The 20303-nt window shown below is 38.0% G+C and carries 26 protein-coding genes; 4 read left to right on the top strand and 22 right to left on the bottom strand.

Annotation, left to right across the window (positions count from 1 at the left end; all coding sequences use genetic code 11):
- Window positions 1-114: 114 nt before the first annotated feature.
- The 4 genes from TR08_RS30940 to TR08_RS09935 all read right to left on the bottom strand — a co-directional run bounded on the left by TR08_RS30940 (window position 115) and on the right by TR08_RS09935 (window position 3906).
- Window positions 115-297 (bottom strand): aspartyl-phosphate phosphatase Spo0E family protein, encoded by a 183-nt coding sequence (locus TR08_RS30940; protein ID WP_081954427.1) that lies wholly within the window; start codon window positions 295-297, stop codon window positions 115-117.
- Window positions 298-428: 131 nt separating this feature from the next.
- On the bottom strand, window positions 429-827 hold the full coding sequence (locus TR08_RS09925; protein ID WP_045517915.1) for a YugN-like family protein: 399 nt from the start codon (window positions 825-827) through the stop codon (window positions 429-431).
- 87 nt (window positions 828-914) lie between these two features.
- A complete protein-coding gene (locus TR08_RS09930) occupies window positions 915-2261 on the bottom strand; it encodes a glucose-6-phosphate isomerase (RefSeq protein WP_045517917.1) in 1347 nt (448 codons plus the stop codon).
- Window positions 2262-2742: 481 nt separating this feature from the next.
- Complete coding sequence (locus TR08_RS09935) at window positions 2743-3906, bottom strand: iron-containing alcohol dehydrogenase (protein ID WP_045517919.1); 1164 nt, start codon at window positions 3904-3906, stop codon at window positions 2743-2745.
- Between the two features lie 131 nt (window positions 3907-4037).
- On the opposite strand from TR08_RS09935, the gene TR08_RS09940 reads away from it, so the two are divergent.
- Window positions 4038-4265 (top strand): DUF378 domain-containing protein, encoded by a 228-nt coding sequence (locus TR08_RS09940; RefSeq protein ID WP_045517921.1) that lies wholly within the window; start codon window positions 4038-4040, stop codon window positions 4263-4265.
- A 39-nt stretch (window positions 4266-4304) separates the two neighbouring features.
- Here TR08_RS09940 and TR08_RS09945 read toward each other — a convergent pair whose 3' ends face one another.
- The 3 genes from TR08_RS09945 to yugI form a co-directional block, all read right to left on the bottom strand.
- Window positions 4305-5594 carry a Glu/Leu/Phe/Val family dehydrogenase gene (locus tag TR08_RS09945; protein WP_045517923.1) on the bottom strand — a complete coding sequence of 430 codons (1290 nt, stop codon included), beginning with the start codon at window positions 5592-5594 and terminating at the stop codon, window positions 4305-4307.
- Between the two features lie 23 nt (window positions 5595-5617).
- The gene (locus TR08_RS09950; RefSeq protein ID WP_045517925.1) at window positions 5618-6817 is read right to left on the bottom strand and encodes an ornithine--oxo-acid transaminase; all 1200 of its coding nucleotides are present in this window, start codon (window positions 6815-6817) and stop codon (window positions 5618-5620) included.
- 156 nt (window positions 6818-6973) lie between these two features.
- On the bottom strand, window positions 6974-7378 hold the full coding sequence (yugI, locus tag TR08_RS09955; RefSeq protein WP_045517927.1) for a S1 domain-containing post-transcriptional regulator GSP13: 405 nt from the start codon (window positions 7376-7378) through the stop codon (window positions 6974-6976).
- Between the two features lie 205 nt (window positions 7379-7583).
- On the opposite strand from yugI, the gene TR08_RS09960 reads away from it, so the two are divergent.
- Both TR08_RS09960 and TR08_RS09965 read left to right on the top strand, forming a co-directional pair.
- Entirely contained in the window at window positions 7584-7799 is a 216-nt protein-coding gene (locus tag TR08_RS09960) for a helix-turn-helix domain-containing protein (protein ID WP_045517929.1), read from the top strand.
- A 200-nt stretch (window positions 7800-7999) separates the two neighbouring features.
- Window positions 8000-8824: an alpha/beta fold hydrolase gene (locus tag TR08_RS09965; protein ID WP_045517931.1), complete on the top strand. Its 825-nt coding sequence runs from the start codon at window positions 8000-8002 to the stop codon at window positions 8822-8824.
- A gap of 25 nt (window positions 8825-8849) precedes the next feature.
- Here TR08_RS09965 and TR08_RS09970 read toward each other — a convergent pair whose 3' ends face one another.
- The 6 genes from TR08_RS09970 to TR08_RS09995 all read right to left on the bottom strand — a co-directional run bounded on the left by TR08_RS09970 (window position 8850) and on the right by TR08_RS09995 (window position 12637).
- Window positions 8850-9113, bottom strand: coding sequence for a DUF1871 family protein (locus TR08_RS09970; RefSeq protein WP_045517933.1), 264 nt, complete (start codon window positions 9111-9113; stop codon window positions 8850-8852).
- Between the two features lie 106 nt (window positions 9114-9219).
- Window positions 9220-9597, bottom strand: coding sequence for a PH domain-containing protein (locus TR08_RS09975; protein ID WP_045517935.1), 378 nt, complete (start codon window positions 9595-9597; stop codon window positions 9220-9222).
- Between the two features lie 63 nt (window positions 9598-9660).
- Window positions 9661-10863 (bottom strand): serine-tRNA(Ala) deacylase AlaX, encoded by a 1203-nt coding sequence (locus TR08_RS09980; protein ID WP_045517937.1) that lies wholly within the window; start codon window positions 10861-10863, stop codon window positions 9661-9663.
- A gap of 131 nt (window positions 10864-10994) precedes the next feature.
- Window positions 10995-11516 carry a superoxide dismutase family protein gene (locus TR08_RS09985; RefSeq protein ID WP_045517939.1) on the bottom strand — a complete coding sequence of 174 codons (522 nt, stop codon included), beginning with the start codon at window positions 11514-11516 and terminating at the stop codon, window positions 10995-10997.
- Window positions 11517-11592: 76 nt separating this feature from the next.
- The gene (locus TR08_RS09990; protein WP_045517941.1) at window positions 11593-11808 is read right to left on the bottom strand and encodes a hypothetical protein; all 216 of its coding nucleotides are present in this window, start codon (window positions 11806-11808) and stop codon (window positions 11593-11595) included.
- An 88-nt stretch (window positions 11809-11896) separates the two neighbouring features.
- Window positions 11897-12637 carry a peptidylprolyl isomerase gene (locus tag TR08_RS09995; protein WP_045517943.1) on the bottom strand — a complete coding sequence of 247 codons (741 nt, stop codon included), beginning with the start codon at window positions 12635-12637 and terminating at the stop codon, window positions 11897-11899.
- 100 nt (window positions 12638-12737) lie between these two features.
- Between TR08_RS09995 and TR08_RS10000 the strand changes: the two genes are divergently transcribed.
- Window positions 12738-13118: a kinase-associated lipoprotein B gene (locus tag TR08_RS10000; RefSeq protein WP_045517945.1), complete on the top strand. Its 381-nt coding sequence runs from the start codon at window positions 12738-12740 to the stop codon at window positions 13116-13118.
- A gap of 38 nt (window positions 13119-13156) precedes the next feature.
- Here TR08_RS10000 and kapD read toward each other — a convergent pair whose 3' ends face one another.
- The 9 genes from kapD to TR08_RS10040 form a co-directional block, all read right to left on the bottom strand.
- The gene (kapD, locus tag TR08_RS10005) at window positions 13157-13777 is read right to left on the bottom strand and encodes a 3'-5' exonuclease KapD (RefSeq protein WP_045517947.1); all 621 of its coding nucleotides are present in this window, start codon (window positions 13775-13777) and stop codon (window positions 13157-13159) included.
- Window positions 13778-13953: 176 nt separating this feature from the next.
- A complete protein-coding gene (locus tag TR08_RS10010) occupies window positions 13954-14337 on the bottom strand; it encodes a hotdog fold thioesterase (RefSeq protein WP_045517949.1) in 384 nt (127 codons plus the stop codon).
- 114 nt (window positions 14338-14451) lie between these two features.
- The gene (locus tag TR08_RS10015) at window positions 14452-14679 is read right to left on the bottom strand and encodes a hypothetical protein (protein ID WP_045517951.1); all 228 of its coding nucleotides are present in this window, start codon (window positions 14677-14679) and stop codon (window positions 14452-14454) included.
- Window positions 14680-15209: 530 nt separating this feature from the next.
- Window positions 15210-16718: a leucyl aminopeptidase gene (locus TR08_RS10020; protein ID WP_045517953.1), complete on the bottom strand. Its 1509-nt coding sequence runs from the start codon at window positions 16716-16718 to the stop codon at window positions 15210-15212.
- Window positions 16719-16836: 118 nt separating this feature from the next.
- Window positions 16837-17454, bottom strand: coding sequence for a 3D domain-containing protein (locus TR08_RS10025; RefSeq protein ID WP_045517955.1), 618 nt, complete (start codon window positions 17452-17454; stop codon window positions 16837-16839).
- Window positions 17455-17585: 131 nt separating this feature from the next.
- Window positions 17586-17909 (bottom strand): YuiB family protein, encoded by a 324-nt coding sequence (locus tag TR08_RS10030; protein WP_045517957.1) that lies wholly within the window; start codon window positions 17907-17909, stop codon window positions 17586-17588.
- A 165-nt stretch (window positions 17910-18074) separates the two neighbouring features.
- Complete coding sequence (locus tag TR08_RS32470; RefSeq protein WP_193747711.1) at window positions 18075-18206, bottom strand: YuiA family protein; 132 nt, start codon at window positions 18204-18206, stop codon at window positions 18075-18077.
- Window positions 18207-18362: 156 nt separating this feature from the next.
- Window positions 18363-18857, bottom strand: a complete 495-nt coding sequence (locus TR08_RS10035; RefSeq protein WP_045517958.1) for an NUDIX hydrolase — start codon at window positions 18855-18857, stop codon at window positions 18363-18365.
- 82 nt (window positions 18858-18939) lie between these two features.
- The gene (locus TR08_RS10040; protein WP_045517959.1) at window positions 18940-20157 is read right to left on the bottom strand and encodes an NAD(P)/FAD-dependent oxidoreductase; all 1218 of its coding nucleotides are present in this window, start codon (window positions 20155-20157) and stop codon (window positions 18940-18942) included.
- Between the last annotated feature and the right edge of the window lie 146 nt (window positions 20158-20303).

Genomic DNA, 20303 nt, shown 5'->3' on the forward strand with positions numbered 1-20303 from the left:
ATAAAGCAAAAGGGGGTCAATCGCTCGACTAATATCGAGCAATTGACCCCCTGATTGTTAAAAGCGGACTTTTTCAGTGCCCTCCAATTTAACGGAAGGTTTTTTATTATGCATTTAGTGTTTTACCTGTTTATTTTCGTAAACATTTAAGAGAAGATCGAGCTTTTGGCTGCATTGAATAACATTTGGGTTTGAATATCCATATTGTCGTGCTAAATCAATCATTTCTATCCTCGTTTTTTCAATATCAGATAACAAAAAGTTCATGCTCGTTTCCATGGCCCAACCTCTTTTCATGTTTATAACTCATTTATATTATTAACCTTAATTTTAAAAATTTTTCACTTTAAAACAAGTAGACTAGATTAAAATTAATTGTATCTTTCGTGAACATTATACTTGTACAATATTCCAGCGATTATAAAGGATTAATCAGAACTCAAAATGGATTCAAGCTCTTTTACAAGATCTTTTCCTGTTTCAATATACTGTTCAGGAAAACTGGCATCCTTATCAACTGGTTCTGAAAATTGATTTAAAGTGCCTCCCTCACCAATTTGGTCATCAAGACCTATTTGATACTTATGAGACAATAGGAATGGTCTTCCAAGCTCAACTGTACAGCTGTGTGCGTCTAACTGACCATCTATGGCTGAAAACGGCAGCCTTAAAAACTGATAACCCACTGCATCATTTATTTTGTAGTCAAAGGCACCGTGGTCATAATCCCAGTTACCGCCGATTGAATATCCGATTGGCTTTAATTTCTGTTCGAGCTTATACAAATCAAACTGCTTACCTTCTATACTTGATGGTATTTCAATCATGATCGAGCCCCCTTTTCATCATTATTTATTAGTTTTCCCCAAAAATAAAAAATAGAGTACTGAATTTCTCAGTACTCTACATTTTTATTAAAGTCTTTTTTCAAGCTCAGCTTTCTTTTCTTCGAATCCTGGCTTCCCTAATAAAGCAAACATGTTGACCTTGTAAGCTTCAACCCCTGGCTGATCAAATGGATTAACACCTAGTAAGTATCCGCTCATTGCACACGCCTTTTCAAAGAAATAGACAAGGTAGCCAAATGTGTATTCGTCGAGTTCAGGAATGGATACGATTAAATTTGGTACTCCTCCATCTGTATGTGCAAGCATGGTTCCTTGGAATGCTTTATTGTTTACAAAGTCAACGGTTTGTCCGGCAAGATAATTTAAACCGTCCAAGTCACTTTCGGCTTCTTCAATAACCAATTCATGGCGAGGTTTTTCTACTTTAATAACCGTTTCAAATAAATCACGACGACCTTCTTGTACATATTGTCCAAGTGAATGGAGGTCCGTTGAGAAGTTTGCGGAAGAAGGGAAAATCCCTTTTTGGTCTTTGCCTTCACTTTCTCCAAACAACTGCTTCCACCATTCAGAAAAATATTGAAGACCAGGCTCATAATTTATCAACATTTCAATTGTTTTTCCTTTATTATAAAGAGCATTTCTTACAGCCGCGTATTGATAAGCAGGATTTTCTTCTAGCTCCGAATGGCTGAAGTCTTCTTGTGCTTTTGCAGCCCCCTGCATCATTTTATCAATATCTGCCCCACTTACAGCTATTGGAAGCAAACCAACGGCAGTTAGTACGGAATAGCGTCCACCAATATCATCTGCAATCACAAAAGATTCAAAGCCTTCTTCGTTGGCCAAAGTTTTCAAAGCACCTCTTGCTTTGTCTGTGGTTGCATAAACTCTCTTGCGCGCTTCTTCCACGCCGTATTTTTCCTCAAGAAGCTTTCGGAAGATCCTAAAGGCAATGGCTGGTTCCGTCGTTGTTCCCGACTTTGAAATGACATTGATTGAGAAGTCTTTACCATCAAGAAGATCCATAACATCTCTCATATACGTAGAACTGATGTTGTTGCCCACAAAAATAATTTGCGGTGTTTTTCGCTTCTCTTTTGGAAGTGCATTGTAGAAGCTATGCTGCAGCATTTCAATTGCAGCTCTTGCTCCTAAATAAGATCCACCAATCCCAATCACGAGGAGCACATCTGAATCGGATTTAATTTTTTCCGCTGCTTTCTTAATGCGTGAGAACTCTTCCTTATCGTAGTTGGTTGGAAGGTCTATCCAGCCTAAAAAGTCACTTCCTGCTCCTGTCTGCTCATGTAGGGAATGGTGTGCGACCTTTACGGCGTCACGTAAATATGTAATTTCATGTTCTGCAAAGAAGGCTAACGCTTTTGAGTAATCAAAACGTATGTGTGTCATGTATGTAATCCTCCAATATTTTATTTACAATTCTCACTTTAACGAATGCTGGACAGATTATCAAGAATGGTCCCCCTATGTAAGCGTACCCATTTTCGCCATTTTTTTTACATTCTCCCTTTTTTGTCGAAAAAAAGAACGAGCATGAATAAATGCCCATTTCTTATTAATTCGCTGTGTTAAATTCGCCTGTTGATTTCCGCTCCACTAAGGAAAGCTTCTTCGAATAATCACCGCAGTGACAGGCGATTTTTGCCTGTCACGAGGCACTTCGCTTTCCGCGGGCGGTCCGGGGAGCTTCCTCGGCGCTTAAGCGCCTGTGGGGTCTCTCCCTGCCCCGTCCTCCCGCAGGACATTGAATAAGCTTCAGTGAATGAGCACCGCACGAAGAAAATGCGATAGCATTTTCGAGGATCTTCGTGCCTTCCGCTCCAATCAACAGGGTGCAAAATCAACAATTAGCTTTAACACAGCATTCTGATTAAAGTGACTCACGATAAATGGTTAACACGTCTTCTCTATTTAGTTTTGTAAAGTTTCCGAATTCACCGTACACCATTGCTCTGTCAGCCATCAACTCAATTTTGCTGTCATCTATATTATAGTCTGCTAAATGAGAGGGTGCTCCGATACTATTCCAGTATTCACGCAATTTTTGAATACCTTCTAGACCAGTTTCCTCTGCACTTTTCCCTGCAGGGTCAACCCCAAAAACTCTTACAGCAAGCTGTTTAAAGCGCTCTGGTTTTACTTTAAGGTTATGTTTCATCCAGTGAGGAAATAAAATTGCAAGACCGCCGCCATGTGGAATATCAAAAACCGCTGATACAGCATGTTCAAGATTATGGGTAGCCCAATCGCCTCGATAGCCCATATTTAAAATACCGTTTAAAGCCATTGTTCCACTATAAAGGATCGTTGCACGATGTTCATAGCTTTCTAGATTCTCAAGCAATTTAGGTGCAGTTTCCATAATAGTAATGAGTAACGATTCACACATACGATCCTGGAATAATGTATTCTCATCCAAATGAAAATAATGCTCTAATACATGGGACATCATGTCTACAATTCCATATATGGTTTGATCTCTTGGAACAGAAAAAGTATGCACAGGATCTAGTATTGAAAATTTCGGAAATGTGAACGGACTTCCCCACCCATATTTTTCATTTGTCTCCCAATTTGTAATAACGGATCCTGAATTCATTTCTGAACCCGTAGCCGCTAGTGTCAGTACCGTTCCAAATGGCAATGCATCGCTTACCGGAGCCTTTTTAACGACCAGATCCCATGCATCGCTGTCATATTTAGCACCTGCTGCAATTAACTTCGTACAGTCGATGACACTGCCGCCGCCAACGGCTAAAAGGAAGTCAATCCCTTCATTTTTACATATTTCTACCCCTTTACGAGCCGTTGTAATTCGAGGATTTGGTTCAACCCCAGGTAATTCAAACACTTGTGCATGAATTTCTTTTAAAAAGTTAATTACCTTATCATAAAGACCGCTGCGCTTAATGCTGCCCCCACCATAAACCACAAGTACTTTCTTTCCATATCGAGGAATTTCATTTTTTAATTGCTCAAGCTGTCCTTTACCAAAAATTAATTTGGTTGGATTCCAAAATGTAAAATTTCGCATGGTATGCACCATCCTTTCCACATCTCATTATTATTGAAAAAAATATATTTTGCAAAGGATACACAGATGAATATTTATACTTGATTTCAGCAACCTACTAATGAAAGTATATTTGATAGGAGGAATCTAGCTTGAGTACAATTCAAAGAATTGCTCTAATTCTTACCATCATTGGCGCTATTAATTGGGGATTAATTGGTTTTTTTGGATTTAATTTAGTTGAGTCCATTTTTGGTGATAATTCTGCACTTTCAAGAATTATTTACGGCTTAGTTGGAATAGCTGGACTTATAAATCTTGGTCTTCTCTTCAAACCAAATGAAGAGTATGTAAGAGAACCAGAAACTAATCGTCGTTAAGAAATAAAAAATCCTTGCAAATAATTTTGCAAGGATTTTTTATATCCACCCTCTAAACGCTGAGGCTTCTACCATTTTTTTCACACCGACCATATAGGCGGCTACACGCAAATTCACATTACTGATTTTTGAAATCTCATAAATTTGATGAAAGGCACGGACAATCTTTCGCCGTAATTTATTTGCTACTTCTTTTTCGTCCCAATAATATCCCTGCTTATTTTGTACCCATTCGAAATAAGAGACAGTGACTCCCCCAGATCCCGCCAGAACATCAGGAACAAGTAGTATGCCACGTTCAGAAAGAATCCTGGTTGCCTCAATTGTTGTGGGACCATTTGCTGCCTCCACTATAATCTGTGCCCTAATATTTTGAGCATTCTTAGCTGTGATTTGATTTGAAATAGCCGCAGGTATAAGGATATCACATTCTTGTTCAAGTAATTCTTCGTTGGTAATCGTTCCTTCAAACAGGGAAGTTACTGTACCAAAACTGTCGCGACGACTAAGTAAATACTCTATATTTAGCCCATCCGGGTCATAAAGGGCGCCATATACATCTGAAATCCCAACAATAATGGCTCCCGATTTATACATGAATTTTGCAATGTAACTGCCTGCATTTCCAAAACCTTGAATAATGATACGCACCCCTTTAATTGGAATGCCTCGTATTTTTGCTGCTTCTTCAATACAAATGGCTGCTCCCAATGCACCAGCTTCTTCCCTAACTTCTGAACCTCCGAGGACAAGTGGCTTCCCGGTTATGAACCCAGGAGAGTCGAACTTGCGAAGACGGCTGTATTCATCCATCATCCAGGCCATAATCTGAGAATTTGTATACATATCCGGTGCCGGGATATCTTTAGTTGGACCAACAATTTGACTAATAGAGCGAACATACCCGCGGCTTAAGCGCTCAAGTTCACCAAATGAAAGGGTACGGGGGTTACAAATAATACCTCCCTTTCCACCGCCAAAGGGTAAATCGGCAATTCCACATTTCATGCTCATCCACATCGACAATGCTTTTATCTCATCGTCATTTATCTTAGGATGAAAGCGAACACCACCAATCGTCGGTCCAACTGAATCATTATGTTGTGCCCTAAATCCGCTAAAAATTTTAACAGAACCATCATCCATCCGAACAGGAATCCTGACTTGCATCATCCGTAATGGTTCCTTCAATAGTTCATATGCCTCTTCTGGAAGCCCTAATCTTTTTAATGCATCATGAATAACAATCTGTGTTGATGTAAGTAGATTTAAGGTCTCTTTCTCTTTATCGTTTTCACCTACACGAGTTGTTACATCATTCTTCCCCATTTTGGCACCTCTTGTTTTTTCATTTAACTAAGCACTTTATGAATGCGTTCAATAGCCCAATCTAATTCATCTTTACTAATGATCAACGGAGGGGCAAAACGAATCACTGTATCATGCGTTTCCTTACATAAAAGCCCTTGCTCCTTTAATTCTTCACAATATTTACGTGCTGGCTCCGTTAATTCTACTCCGATAAACAACCCACGACCTCGTACTTCCTTAATTCTTGGATTTTGTATCTCCTTTAATTTGCTTACGAAATATTCGCCTAATTCCAAGGATTTTTCAGAGAGCTTCTCGTCAATCAGGACATCCAAAGCAGCGATTGATACCGCACATGCCAATGGATTTCCTCCGAAAGTTGAGCCGTGAGAGCCAGGATTAAAAACACCTAGAATATCATTGTTTGCAACTACACAGGAGATTGGAAAAACACCGCCGCCAAGCGCTTTACCAAGGATATACATATCTGGCTCAATTCCTTCCCACTCACATGCAAACATTTTTCCGGTACGAGCCAAACCAGCTTGGATTTCATCGGCGATAAAGAGAACATTGTTTTCCTTACAAAGGGTAAAAGCTTCTTTCATGAAGCCTTCAGGAGGGATAACAATCCCAGCCTCTCCTTGAATGGGTTCAATTAAAAAGGCTGCAGTATTGGAAGAAATGGCTGATTTTAAAGCTTCTAAATCTCCATAAGGAATAAGCTTTATTCCCGGAAGCATTGGTCCGAAACCTCGTTTATATTCTGCTTCAGATGACAAGGAAACCGCAGTCATCGTTCTGCCATGGAAGTTACCCACACAAGCGATAATTTCTGCTTGATTTTCTGCAACACCCTTTACATCATAAGACCAGCGGCGTGCTGCTTTAATTGCTGTTTCGACTGCCTCAGCACCTGTATTCATTGGAAGCGCCATTTCTTTATTTGTTAATTTGCATATCTTCTCATACCACGGACCTAATTGGTCATTATGAAATGCACGCGAAGTTAATGTTACCTTATCTGCTTGATCCTTTAATGCTTGAATAATTTTTGGATGGCGATGGCCCTGGTTTACTGCAGAGTAAGCACTTAACATATCCATATATTTATTACCTTCAGGGTCTACTACCCAAACTCCTTCAGCACGTGAAATAACAATTGGAAGTGGATGATAATTATTTGCCCCATATTTCTCGGTTTGTTCGATTAATGCCTCTGTATTAATGCCCGTTGCCATAAATCTTTTTCCTCCATTCAAAGGTGAATTATGTATATACCTATTGTAGCCGAGCCTGCAAAAAGAATGAACCATTAAGGAAAAAATCTTTTCTAGGTAATAAAAAAACCTAGTTCCGGCTAATTAATAGCATAGAACTAGGTTTTTAATGTTTTATTATTTCTTGATTAGATCTTCACGCTGTGATTGGTCGATCCATTCTTGAAGCTTGTCTTTTAATGTGTTAAAACCTTGTTGCCCTTCAACTTCTGGTACGATTGCAGCCGCTTGACGCTTACGAGGCTTCTTTGGTTTAGCAACAGCCTGTTGCACAGGGGCTTCTTCTGTTGCACGGATAGATAAACCAATTTTTCCTGCATTTTCATCAATTGATAATACTTTTACTTTAACTTCATCTCCAACTTTAAGATGGTCGTTAATATCTTTTACATAGCCATGCGTGATTTCTGAAATATGCACAAGTCCTTGTGTATTTTCATCTAATGCTATGAACGCACCATATGGTTGAATTCCAGTTACTTTACCTGTTACAATACTTCCAGTTTCGATCTTTTCTGTCATGTAAACACTCCTAAGAAATAATTATTTTATCTTCTATATACGCAATAAGAAATTATAGCACATTGTGAACATTTAATCAAAAAAGGTTTTCCTTAAGGATATTGTGGAAACGTTAACATAATGTTCGAAAACGATTTTTCCAAGAAAATAGAATTTTATGCTAAAATAAAAGTGAGATAATGTCTAAATAGGAGAGGTGATCAGCGTGAACACAATTGGCAGTACGATCAAAAATTATCGAGAACATTTAAAGATGACGAAAGAGGAGCTAGCACAAAAAATCAGAGTAGGGGTTCAGACCATCGAAAATTATGAATCTGGTGAACAAATCCCTAGTACTCAAACCCTTCTCAAATTATCTACTGTTCTAGATATCCCTGCTTCTGAACTATTATTAGACCAACTAGATCAACATATTTAATTTTCAAAATAACTGTATAGAATGTTAATAATCAGGAAATCATTAACATATAAGCTTTCTAGTATTCCCCCTTTTTTGAAGTGGACAACCAAATGTGGTGTGTCCTCTTTTTTTTGAAAAAATATTATAGGAAGATTGAAATAAGAGTCTACTGGAGAAATTATTAACACTAACATATCAGCAGAAGGTGGATTGAATAAGTGGAAGAGAAGGTTATTTACCGTAATCAGCTAGTCAATAATATAAATATTTATTATGAATTCTATCCAAATCCTAATTCCAAAAAGACGATTGTACTACTTCATGGGTTTCTTTCTTCCACTTTTAGCTTTCGGCGGTTAATTCCTTATTTAAACAACGAATTTCAAGTGGTTTCCATTGATCTCCCTCCTTTTGGAAAAAGTGGAAAAAGCAACAAATTTGTATATTCCTATCGTAATCTGGCGCAAACAGTTATTCAGCTTATTTCTACACTTGATTTAAATGAGATTACACTTATCGGTCATTCTATGGGCGGACAAATTGTCCTTAATATCCTACATCAACAGCCTGATATAGCCGATAAAGCAGTCCTGCTTTGTAGTTCATCTTATGCAAAACGTTCAAGATTACCTTTGGTCATTGGTAGTTACATTCCCTATTTCCACTTATATGTTAAGTTTTGGCTCGCTCGTTCAGGTGTAATGAAAAATCTTCAGAATGTTGTCCATGACCATAATTTACTAAATGACGAGATGCTGTTTGGCTATTTAAAGCCCTTTTTAGAGGATGAAATTTTCTTAGCTTTAACAAGAATGATACGTGACCATGAAGGTGATCTATCAGCTGGTGCACTCAGCACAATTACTCATCCATGTTTATTAATTTGGGGCGAATATGACAGAGTTGTACCACTATCCGTCGGGGAGCGCTTGAAAAATGATCTAAGAGAATCTGAACTTGTAATATTAAAGGAAACAGGTCATTTAGTACCTGAAGAACGTCCTGAAGTTGTATTCCACCATATTAAACAATTCCTAGCGTAAAAAACGACAGCACTATGCTGTCGTTTTATATGGTACAGGAGTCGTTATCCTTTATCGCGAGTAGCTCTTTTGCTATTTTTAAGCATTGGTCGATCGGTATGATTTTCTCAAAGGAGAATTCATATATACTTTGTATTCTTGTTGCTAGTAGATCTGGTTGGTCTGTCTCATGTATGGCTTGTATGGTATCAGCTATTTCGGTGTCATAATTGCCATTCTTTAACTTGAAAGGATCCCATTCATTTAATACGTCCACAAATTGTAGATTTGTTTTCATTTCACTTTCCATATCATTCTCTCCTACTTCTTTTCTATTTGGCTGTGTTAAACTTGTCTGTTGATTTCCGCTCCAATCAACAGAGTGCCAAATTCAACAATTTCTTTCACACAGCCTTCTATTTAAGAACATATTCTGCAAGAACAGTTTGAAGTTCATATATATTTAAGTTTTTGTTAAATTGTTTTTGAAGAGGGAGTGCATTACCTGAAATCCAGATTTTTAATTCTGCATCCAAATCAAAGCTTCCTGCCGTCTCGATACTAAAATGGGTAATACTTTTATAGGGAATGGAGTGATACTCAACTTTTTTTCCTGTTAGCCCCTGCTTGTCCACAAGAATTAACCGTTTATTTGTAAAAATAAATAAATCTCTAATTAATTTATATGCTTTTTCAATTCTTTCATCATTAGCAAGAATTCTAGCAAATTCCCTTTGTGCTTCTGCAGGGTTTACCTCTGCGGCATTTCCCATCATACCATCAAAAAATCCCATCAAACTCACACCTTTCCTAGCTTCTTTCTAAATTATTATATATGAAAGTTTTATGTGCAACCATCAATATTGGATTAACTCCAACAAATGCTGCTGCATTTGTTCGGCTGAAATTAGTGCTTCTCCTCCTCCCTGTGCAAACGCATCACTTCCGCCACCCTTACCATTTATGGAAGTAAGTGCATTACCAATTAACTCTTTCATCCTTACGTTTGCTGCCGAACCTCTCGCACAAACTAGCTGTAACCTATTCTCATTTTGAGAAACAAATAACGCGATCGCTTCCTCATCCTCTGCAATGATGATTTGCGCTAATTTTTGCAGCTCCTGAATCTTTCTGTTTTGAAACACATCACTGACAATTTTTTTCTCCATTTTACTTATACTATTACCTAATAAACTCTTTGCTTCATAGTGCAGTAAAGTTTCTAGTGCTTGTTCTAATTCTTTCTCTGTAGTTCTCCCATTCTCTAAAAGCCGAATGACTGCATGCTGCATATCTTTTTCAGGAGCATTCAGCAGCTTAGTTAGCTCTATTAGCACCTTATGTTTTTGGCCTAACTGTTTGATAACACGATTTCCACAAACAAATTGTACTCGGGTTTTTTTCTTTTGCCTTTCCCAGTCCAATATTTTGATAGCCTGTACTTCCCCGGTGGCTTTTGGGTGAGTTCCGCCACAGCCGTTGTAGTCAAAGTTCGGAATTATGACAAGTCTAATATCCTCTTTTACTTTTGTCTCTTTTCGTAAATTATAATTGACTAACTCTGCTTCTGTTACCCACTTAGTTTCTATCGGCCAATTCTCTAAAATGATTTGGTTGGACAGGTCCTGTGCACGTAATGTTTCAGATTCCAAAAGAGTCTCTGTCTCTAAATCAATTGTTAGTATATCGTTTCCTAAATGAAAGCCTACTGTTTTGTATCCGAAAAGTTGTTCAAAGGCAGCCGAGAGGATATGCTGTCCTGCATGCTGCTGCATATGATCAAACCTTCTATCCCAATCGATAACACCATGCACGGTAGAATTTACATCATCTAATTCGGTTTCGAGGTAGTGACGAACTTCTCCTTCGACTTCCTCCACATTCAGAACGTTAATGTCTTCAATTGTTCCAACATCATGAGGTTGCCCTCCGCCTGTTGGGTAAAATACAGTTTGATCCAACACAATATAGTCATTTCCATTTTCATCTTTTCCTTGTGTAACTACTTTTGCTGTGAATTCTTTTATGTAAGGGTCTTGATAAAATAGTTTATTTTCCATATTTTATACTCCTAGTTTTTAATTATAAGAAAGCCTGTCCCCTCAATTATGAAGAAACAGGCTTGTTACGTCTAATATTTCATTCTTATTTTTTGCTCTTGCTTATTTTTTGCCCTTGCTGCTTTTTTCAGTTATTTCTTGTTATCCTTGGAGACTTCACCGCATGCAATCCTATTTCCAGAATCCCCTTCAGGCTGGGTCATACCATCATCTTTTTCTTCATGGATTACAATGGACGTTCCTTCTTTTGGAAAAAGTGATTTTTTCCCTTCTTTTAATGTTACATTCGCGGCCATTAATTCAGCCTTTACAGACCCGTCATCCTCTACAATTAAATTAGGAAGGTCACCGGCATGCGAGCCCTTCGGGTGCAAAAGACCATGCTCTTTATCATCGGGGTTTAAATCTTTACCCGCTGATTTAAAATCTGGAGCTTTACATTTACCCTTATCATGAATGTGAATGGCATGTTCACCTGGAGGAAGTCCATTTAATTTCAAATATACTTTTACTCCACTGGAAACTTCTTGCAATGTGATGGTTCCTAGAGAATCACCCTTATCATTTACCATTTTAACATCTAGTTTTGTAATATCCTTTTCCAAACAACCCGTGAGTAGAATAAGTGGGATGATGATCCAAGCTCTTTTCATAAGTATCCCCCTAAGATAGACATTTTGTCATAGTATCAACTTGGGGCGAACACTTTATGTAAAAAAAAGAAACAGTTTAATGTTCACTGTTTCCTTGACTAAGCTGTTTAGACATTAATTTTTCTTCGAGTTCTTTCGCTTTCATAGCTTCCCGCTTTGAGACCTTGATAAAGAACCGCATGGTTAGAAGGGCTCCTATTACAAAGATCAAAAAAGTAATGGCTGCTGGACCATATTCCGATTTATCTTCTGGAAAGTATAGAAATAACGATAATACAAATGGCTGGATCATCTGTTTCTCCCTTTCTTTAAAGGCATGTTACTAATGATTTATTATAGCAACAAAATGTGTATCCTGCCATTAAATGAATCCAAAAAGGTTACTTCAATACCTTAATATCTTTAATAATCACATCTTCTTCTGGTTTATCCTTAGGGTCTACAGGAGTTTCAGCAATTTTATCAACAATATCCATTCCCTCAATTACATGTCCGAAAACTGTATGGCGCTTGTCTAGCCAAGGAGTGCCTCCCCTACCCTCATAGGCCTCAATAATTTCGTTTGGAAATCCTGCCTTTTCCATTTCAGTTTTCATTGATGGATCTACTGATTTCTTTTGTACAATAAAAAATTGGCTGCCGTTCGTATTTGACCCTGAGTTAGCCATAGATAATGCTCCGCGTAAATTGAAAAGGTTGGTTGAGAATTCGTCCTCAAATGGCTCACCGTAAATACTTTCTCCACCAGTTCCGTCTCCATTCGGGTCACCACCCTGAATCATGAAGTCATTGATTACCCGGTGAAAGATCAGTCCATCATAATACCCTTCCTCACTATGCTTCACAAAATTTTCTACTGCTTTTGGCGCATATTCAGGGAACAATTTAATTTTAATGTTTCCCATTGTCGTTTCTATTTCAACGAGTTTTTCATTTTCTGAAACCTCATTTGAAAGTTGAGGATAAACTGCGTCTGCCACTTGATCGCTCCCTTCCTTTTCCTCTGTTTTTGGAGCAGTACTCTTAGGTGCCGCTTCCTCTTTCTCCTGGCTTGTCCCACAACCAGCCAAGACAAGAATTCCAACGATTAGCACGAACAAAAATTGCAAAATCTTTCTCATTTATCATCCCTCCATATAATTAATTTAACCGATATTTTTGTTTTTTGCACTTTGTTTTTTATATAATATATATGGATAGAAGAGTGAAGGAGGGAACTTGATGTCAGAATTGCAGATTGGCGAAATTGTTACCGGAATTTATAAAACAGGGAAATATATTGGGGAAATAACAGAAGTTCGTCCACAGCATTATTTAGTCAGAGTTTTAGCTGTTGTCAAACATCCAATGCAAGGTGATTTACATAATCCAAAAGAAGCAGATGTACTTATTTTCCATGAAAGAAAAGCTCTTTCCTATAGAGAGCAGGCCAATATTCCAAAGCAAATGGTAAAGCCTTTCAAGGAAGAAGTACCTGACTATCTCGAATCATTAAGACTAGCAGTTGAAAAAATGAAAAATGAATTAACAGAAAATGCATCCAAGTGGGCAGAAATGAGTCTAAATAGTATTGCTTCTCTAGAAAAAGATTATTATAAATAAATAATTTAAGGCCAAATCAGATTGAATGATTTGGCCTTTTATGCGAATTCATTTAATAGTTTTGAAAAATCGATGCGGTCACCAATTGTGGTTGGTTTGGGCTTTTCTAAATAGCGTTTATCCTTTTCAACAAGTCGGAATATATTATAGGTAGTCAATGCATCATCCAGTGCCCTGTGATGCCTTCCAGTTCCTTCTTTCCCATATTCCTGTACAGCTTTCCATAATCCCGTTTGATTTTGATCCCCGAAAAACCGCTTATATTCCATTGATAAATCCAACTCCACTGCTTTAAAAGGAAATGCCACACCTGCCTCTAAACAATTGTGCCGCAAAACCTTCATATCCATATTTCCCCAAGTGACGATGGTAGTTTCATATTGATTGTTGAATTCTCCTAACTTTCGGATGAGTTCATAAAATGAAATTCCCTGGTCAACCTGTTGCTGTGAAATATGTAAGAATGATTTACAGCGTTCAGAAAGAATAGGGAACTTAAGCGGTGTTACATAGGATGAGAATTGCTCAGTAATTTGATCATCAACGACTGCCACGAGTCCTACTTCAATAATCTCTGCGAAAAAGTCTTTCATGCGAACATTTCGTTCAGGCATGGTAAATTCAAAATCAATAAAGATAGTTTGTCTCTTTTCCTTCATACTTTCACCACCTTTTTTGACCATTTTCTTACTACTATTATATAAAGAAACCTGTACAAAGTATTGTACTAATTCTCTATATTTCTTACATTATATCACGAAATTAACATGAATTTTTTAAATATTTTTTCAATTAACCAAAAAAAAAGATGGAAAATACCCCATCCTTTTTAAGGTCACTTTTTTAATTTAATAACTGCGATTGTACATCTTGAAATACAGATGAGCCGGTCCTTTTCATCCGTAATTTTGATATCCCAAACCATAGTTGTTTTTCCTTGATGCAGGATTGTTCCTACAGCTGTTACGGTTCCTTCTGTAATAGAACGAACATGGTTAGCGTTAATTTCTAAACCAGCAGCGCCTTCTGTTTCTTTATCCACCAATTCATATGCCCCAATACTTGCGACCGTTTCTGCTAGTGCCACGGAAGCACCGCCATGTAATAAACCAAATGGCTGGCGTGTTCTTTCATCTACTGGCATTGTTGCGATGACTTTCCCCGGTTCTAAATGAGTTATTTCTATACCTAACGTTTCAATTAATGTGTTTTTAATCATCCTTTTCTTCCTTTCGATTCATTGTTTGTATCTGTATATTCTCTTTCTATAGCGTAATTTCCTTTTATTCTATAAAAAGAAAAAACAGCCTCGAAAGCTGTTTTTTTAAACATCTTAATAAAAACCAGGTGCCCCGAATCCAGGGTAACCTGAAAATTGATTTCCATAAAATTGGTTCCCATAGAATTGGTTCCCATAGAATGGGGGCGGATAACCGTAAAATGGTCGAGGATAAAATAATGCACTTCCTAATAGTCCACCCACTAAACCGCCTAAAAATGGCAGACCAAAACCAATAAATCTCTGATCACTTACTGGATATGGACTTCGATATTGATACATCCAACAAACCTCCTTTTAATCTCTATACTTGCCTACACTACTTCATATGCAAAAAGATGGCAGATGGGTTGGGCAAATAGAAATGTGGTAGCGCCCGTTTCGTGATATATAGATTTAAGGTTTGGCCAGAGATCTATTTCTTCAAGACCCCCTCTTAAGGACAAATCTTCTTCGACGCTTACTAGTTTTGTCTTCATGACCAGTTAAAGAAATTATCGATTCCTCTAACATGAGAGTTACTCCTTGAAATATAAACAAAATACCCACGAAATGTGAAATTTCGTGGGCTTTATTTTTCTTAAGGCTGTGTTAAATTTGTCTATTGATTTGCGCTCCAGGCACTTCGCTTTCCGCGGGCGGTCCGGGGAGCCTCCTCGGCGCTTAAGCGCCTGTGGGGTCTCCCCTGCCCCGTCCTCCCGCAGGAGTCTTCGTGCCTTCCGCGCAAATCAACAGAGTGCCAATATCAACATTTAGCTTTAACACAGCCTTTCTTAAAAGGAAAAATTAATCTAACATCATGGCTTTAAACATTATTTTTCAATTGGCTCAAAACGCTCAACAAATAAAGCAAGTGTCCTGGTCATTACACCAGTAGCTCCAGCTGGGCCAAGATCATGTTCCTTAGAAGTCGTAGAGGTTCCAGCAATATCCAAGTGGACCCAAGGAGTCCCCTCTGTGAATTCACCTATAAAGGCACCCGCTACAATAGCATGACCTTCACTTCCAGGGGAATTGTTTAAATCTGCCACTTTGCTGTTTCTTACTCGTTCTTTATCCTTCTCAAACAATGGTAATTGCCAGATTGGCTCTCCTGCTTCCATTGAGGCTTCCAATACTTGTTCATATAATGTTTCGTGATTGGTCATTGCACCCGTTGTATGTAATCCAAGTGCAGTGATGACACCACCTGTTAAGGTTGCCACATCAACTAAATATTCCGCACCATGGTGCTTCGCATAGGTTACAGCATCTGCCAAGACAAGTCTGCCTTCTGCGTCAGTATTTAAGACTTCTATTGTCTTTCCGCTCATGGAGGTGATTACATCATCTGGTTTAAAGGCATTACCCGAAATCATATTATCCGTTGAAGGGATAACCGCGACAACGTTTTGTTCCGGTTTTAATTCCCCGATGATTTCCATTGCACCAAGAACAGCCGCAGCTCCGCCCATGTCCGTCTTCATACCTACAATTCCAGCCTTCGTTTTAATAGAATAGCCGCCTGTGTCAAAGGTGATTCCTTTTCCAACAAGTCCAATAACGTCCTGCCATTGTTCTTTCCCTTGGTACTTGAGAACAATCATCTTAGGTGGCTCTGTGGATCCTTGGTTAACGGCCAAGAAAGCCCCCATACCTAGCTTTTCAATCTCTTCTTTATCGAGAATTTCAACTTCAAAATTATATTTGGAAGCTAGCTCTTGGGCATAATCGGCCATGTCTTTCGCTGTCAGCAGATTGCCTGGAATATTTACAAGTGAACGAGCAGAGTTTGTACCTTTTCCAAAAGCAAGACCCACTGTTAGAGAAGCATGAATTTCTTCCTTATCAGGACTTTCACTATAGACTGTAACTTTTCCTAACTTCTTCTCTGGCTCATTTGATTTTTGCTTGTAACCATGAAATTGATAGGTAGATAGCGCAAATGCTTCGCTTACAGCATGTGCAGCTTCTTGTCCGTTTACAGGCTCTGCAGTAAAGGAATCTAAAAGAACAGCACATTCTTGGAGCTTACTTGCTTTTAGCGCTTTATACGCCTTCCCTAAAGCCTCACTCAGCCTCTCAAAACTAAATTCCTTTTCCTTTCCAAGACCCACAAACCAAATTCTTTTTGCTCCAGTTTTCCCGAAACTATGTACTTTACTAATATTTTTAAACTTGGCTGAAATATCACCAGCTTTGACAAGCTCCCTTAATTGACCTTCAAATTGTTCATCCAGCTTCTCCAAGGTACCTGTAAACTTTTCAGGTTTATCAAAAAGCCCAATAATCAATCCTTCGTGACCTGCAGAGAGATCAATCTCATTTTTAACATCAAACATGGTTTTCCCACCTCCGTGTGAATTACCTATTCATTATATCGGATAAATGAATATCTTTCGACTTTCTAAGTATTTTCATTACATTCCACCAATAAAAATAGCAGGCTTTAAGCCTGCACTATTTTCTCTCTGAACGAATATACTGCTGACGGAATACCTGCATTGATTTGTCTTCATTTAATGCCTGTAAATGAGCTTCTGTTAGTTTTCCATTTCCTTGCTCAATAATATATACATCGATTTCCTTTTTACCCCATTTGTTATATACATCCTCAACCGTTTCATAATATAGATCGACTTTATTCCCCTTAATAGCCCCGCCTTTATCAGCTACAACCCCTAAGCCATAACCCGGAATGAAGAGAATGGTTCCAATTGGAAAAACAGATAAGTCTGCTGCTACAGTAGAATATAAATCTCGTTTTACTTTTACGCCTGAATAGGTAATTCCATACTCAGGATGGCTTTCATTTTTTCCTGTGGATTCAACTCCTGCAGTATATCCTGTTGCGATTACCGTTTTTTTCGGGTATTTAGTCCAGTCAAAGGCATCCTCTAAAGCCGGTGGTGTCTCTGAAGTTGGTTCGTTTGAAGCGGCATGTGCTTCAAGTTGTACCAATTGTTTAATGAACAATTTAAGATTTATACCTGTAATAGTTTGTAAAGTCACTAGTATGGCAAGCAGGAAAAGAACGGTCATTGCAAAACGCTTTGTCCCAGTTTTGATTGTATTCATTAAAATTTTCACTCCTCCCAAAATATTCATTTCCCAACCTGCCCAGAAATATTCAAAAAGAAGTAAAAACCCATTTAAAAAAAGCGAATTAAAACAAAAAACTCTTAACCGGCTTAACCCGGTTAAGAGTCTTAAAACATTTGATATCCATTTTTCCGTAACATTTTGATTGTAACACCAGCCGCAATTGCTCCAGCTAACCCACTTAGTAAAATGAGGATATCAGCCGTTGCTAATGACCCTAACTTTTGCCCAAGCTCTTGAAACGCAATTTTACTATTTGTAATGTATTCGATAAACTTTACCTTATCAATAATAAATATAGCAATAATCGGATATATAATTGCCATGATCCAAGACATTCTTAAAAGCATATTTAGAATAAAACCAATTCCAAAAAACAACACAAAGAATAACAAGATCGAAATGATTAATACTACAATACTCATCTGCATGGAAATACCTCCTTTACACATCATTTATAAGTTTACTTAATGTCCAAAAGGGAGTCAATCCTTACACATCAGTTTATAGGTACATATACGTGGAAAAAAATTCAAAAAAAATAGCTTCCCGAAGTTTCTCGTGGAAGCAGCTCTAGTTGACTTTAGAAGCTAGAATTAATATTTTTCCTGTTTCTTTCCAGACCCCGCGCAGCAGGTACATGTTTCAGAACCCCCGAGCAGTAATTGAAAATATCCCGTACCTGAACAATAATCACATTTTTTAGTATCTACACTAGTCGTTTTCATTCAAATCAGCTCCTTAAAATATTATTTAAATTTTCTGATAATATATCAAAAATTAGACAGAAAGAAAAGGACGATATTTAATCATATTTAGGTAAGAAAACGGATACATCATAAGTTTCCTTTCATTTTCTAAACGTTACTTAAATTTTCTAAATATTAAAAAAATAATTTATAGACACTGTACTTAAACTGATCTCCAGGGTTTAGGCCATCATAACCTGGCTTGGTAACGGAAGATTCATTTTGATTGATTAGGTAGTGTAGCATAATGGAAGCATCCTTTTCTTGGAGGAGTTCTTCAGGTGATATAAACTTTGCCTCATATAGCTCATTTTCCTGATGCTGCAATCCCCCTTCATCAAGCGGCTCAAGTAAAAAGACGAGCAAATTATCACTAATTTCTTCTGAGATCACACCTGTTCGTAGCCCAATTAATCCCTTGACAACGCAATCTATTCCCGTTTCTTCCTTTACTTCCCTAACCACTGCTTCATCAGCAGTTTCACCTTCGTCTACAAAACCCGCAGGAAGTGACCACTTTCCCTTTAGACCGCCATAACGCTTTTTTACGACCAGCCAATGCCCCTCAGAAGATTTGACTAACCCTCCAACCGCTAACCAAACCTTGCCTCGTTTCTCTTTATTACTCATAAGAGCCCCCCTCGCAAAACCTATTTATATATATAGTAACAAAAAAAGGACAGATTTCTCTGCCCTTTTGCCAAATTAGTAATTAGAATACGTTAAATTTACCCTTTTTTAATACAAGTCCAGCGCCGCCGATCATGTATAGAGAACGGTTGTCGACTACTTTTTTCATCAAGGACGCCTTGCTGCCAGTTACCTTTTTACCAAACACAACACCAATGGCATCATCATGACCAAGTGAACATACTGTTCCTTTATTATCAAACGTAAAGGTTTCAAGCTCCTGCTTATTTCGGACCAATGCTGCTATGTTACGTGCAACGACTTCACCTTGCTGCATAGCAATTTGTGCTGTAGGTGGATATGGACGATTGATTTCTTCATTGATAACAAGTGAGCTATCACCGATAATAAACACATTATCAAAGCCTGGTACACGGAGGTCAGGCTGTACTTTCACACGACCTCTCATTGCTTCAAAACCTGATTTTTCAATAATTGAATTTCCACGTACACCAGCAGCCCAAACTACAGTTTCAGCTTTTATTTCACGTGGTTCTTCTTCACCTTTTGCTACAATGATTCCATCAGGCATACATTCTTTAATCGCTGTTCCAATTAAGAATTCTACCCCTTTACGTTCCAATTGGGATACAGCATAGTTTACTAGCTCAGGGTCAAAGCCTGGAAGAACAGTTGGTGCCGCTTCTACACAAAGAATTTTTACTTTGTGAGAGTCTACATCGTATTCGTGACATAGTTCAGGTACTCGATTCGTTAATTCACCTAAGAACTCAATACCTGTAAAGCCTGCACCGCCAACCACGATCACCAAACGATTGTCATTCTTTTCTTCTTCCATGTTATAAGTGGCAAATTGATACTCAATATGCTCACGTAATTGGCGTGAAGAATTTACATTTGTAATTCCAAAAGCATACTCCTTTAAGCCTTTAATTCCGAAAGTTTCTGGTTCTCCTCCAAGAGCAATAACGAGGTAATCATACTCAACTTCGCCCTTTTCTAAGATTACCTTTTTCTCTTCTTTCTTGATTTCAACAACTGTATCTTGAACAAAATCAACTTTACTTCTATCAATAACATCACGAATGTCATAACGTACACGGTCATGATGAAGTGTGCCTGCAGAAGCCTCATGCAGCCATGTAGTTTCATAATGGTAGTCATTTTTGTTAATTAAAACGATATCTGCTTCATTCACTCCAACAAGCTTTTGCAACCTTACAGTTGTCATAAGCCCGCCATACCCCGCACCAACAATAACTATTTTTGGCTTTCTCAAAGTGATCACTTCCACCTTTTTTATTTTAAGTAAAATACTTGTTCTTATCTTCCTCAGCTTTTTACATTTTTATTTTGTTTAGAGGAAAAAAGTTTGTGATATACTTCACGTATAGTGTCACAAATTGTTTCTTTTTTTGTCACACA

This window comes from Neobacillus niacini (genome assembly GCF_000759675.1).
GTDB classification, from domain to species: Bacteria; Bacillota; Bacilli; order Bacillales; family Cytobacillaceae; genus Neobacillus; species Neobacillus niacini_A.

Bases quoted from the DNA above. Each gene is read 5' to 3' on its own strand.
- TR08_RS10020 (WP_045517953.1), bottom strand. From the start codon at position 16,718: ATGTTTGATGTTAAAAATGAGATTGATCTCTCTGCAGGTCACGAAGGA.
- TR08_RS09995 (WP_045517943.1), bottom strand. From the start codon at position 12,637: ATGAGAAAGATTTTGCAATTTTTGTTCGTGCTAATCGTTGGAATTCTT.
- yugI (WP_045517927.1), bottom strand. From the start codon at position 7,378: ATGACAGAAAAGATCGAAACTGGAAGTATTGTAACAGGTAAAGTAACT.
- TR08_RS10035 (WP_045517958.1), bottom strand. From the start codon at position 18,857: ATGAGTAATAAAGAGAAACGAGGCAAGGTTTGGTTAGCGGTTGGAGGG.
- TR08_RS09990 (WP_045517941.1), bottom strand. From the start codon at position 11,808: ATGATCCAGCCATTTGTATTATCGTTATTTCTATACTTTCCAGAAGAT.
- TR08_RS09970 (WP_045517933.1), bottom strand. From the start codon at position 9,113: ATGGAAAGTGAAATGAAAACAAATCTACAATTTGTGGACGTATTAAAT.
- TR08_RS09945 (WP_045517923.1), bottom strand. From the start codon at position 5,594: ATGGGGAAGAATGATGTAACAACTCGTGTAGGTGAAAACGATAAAGAG.
- TR08_RS09935 (WP_045517919.1), bottom strand. From the start codon at position 3,906: ATGCGAAATTTTACATTTTGGAATCCAACCAAATTAATTTTTGGTAAA.
- TR08_RS09950 (WP_045517925.1), bottom strand. From the start codon at position 6,817: ATGGCAACGGGCATTAATACAGAGGCATTAATCGAACAAACCGAGAAA.
- TR08_RS10015 (WP_045517951.1), bottom strand. From the start codon at position 14,679: ATGTATCAATATCGAAGTCCATATCCAGTAAGTGATCAGAGATTTATT.
- TR08_RS30940 (WP_081954427.1), bottom strand. From the start codon at position 297: ATGAAAAGAGGTTGGGCCATGGAAACGAGCATGAACTTTTTGTTATCT.
- TR08_RS10000 (WP_045517945.1), top strand. From the start codon at position 12,738: ATGTCAGAATTGCAGATTGGCGAAATTGTTACCGGAATTTATAAAACA.
- TR08_RS09925 (WP_045517915.1), bottom strand. From the start codon at position 827: ATGATTGAAATACCATCAAGTATAGAAGGTAAGCAGTTTGATTTGTAT.
- TR08_RS10025 (WP_045517955.1), bottom strand. From the start codon at position 17,454: ATGAATACAATCAAAACTGGGACAAAGCGTTTTGCAATGACCGTTCTT.
- kapD (WP_045517947.1), bottom strand. From the start codon at position 13,777: ATGAAGGAAAAGAGACAAACTATCTTTATTGATTTTGAATTTACCATG.
- TR08_RS09930 (WP_045517917.1), bottom strand. From the start codon at position 2,261: ATGACACACATACGTTTTGATTACTCAAAAGCGTTAGCCTTCTTTGCA.
- TR08_RS10010 (WP_045517949.1), bottom strand. From the start codon at position 14,337: ATGATTAAAAACACATTAATTGAAACGTTAGGTATAGAAATAACTCAT.
- TR08_RS09985 (WP_045517939.1), bottom strand. From the start codon at position 11,516: ATGAAAAGAGCTTGGATCATCATCCCACTTATTCTACTCACGGGTTGT.
- TR08_RS09975 (WP_045517935.1), bottom strand. From the start codon at position 9,597: ATGGGATTTTTTGATGGTATGATGGGAAATGCCGCAGAGGTAAACCCT.
- TR08_RS09980 (WP_045517937.1), bottom strand. From the start codon at position 10,863: ATGGAAAATAAACTATTTTATCAAGACCCTTACATAAAAGAATTCACA.
- TR08_RS32470 (WP_193747711.1), bottom strand. From the start codon at position 18,206: ATGAAAACGACTAGTGTAGATACTAAAAAATGTGATTATTGTTCAGGT.
- TR08_RS10030 (WP_045517957.1), bottom strand. From the start codon at position 17,909: ATGCAGATGAGTATTGTAGTATTAATCATTTCGATCTTGTTATTCTTT.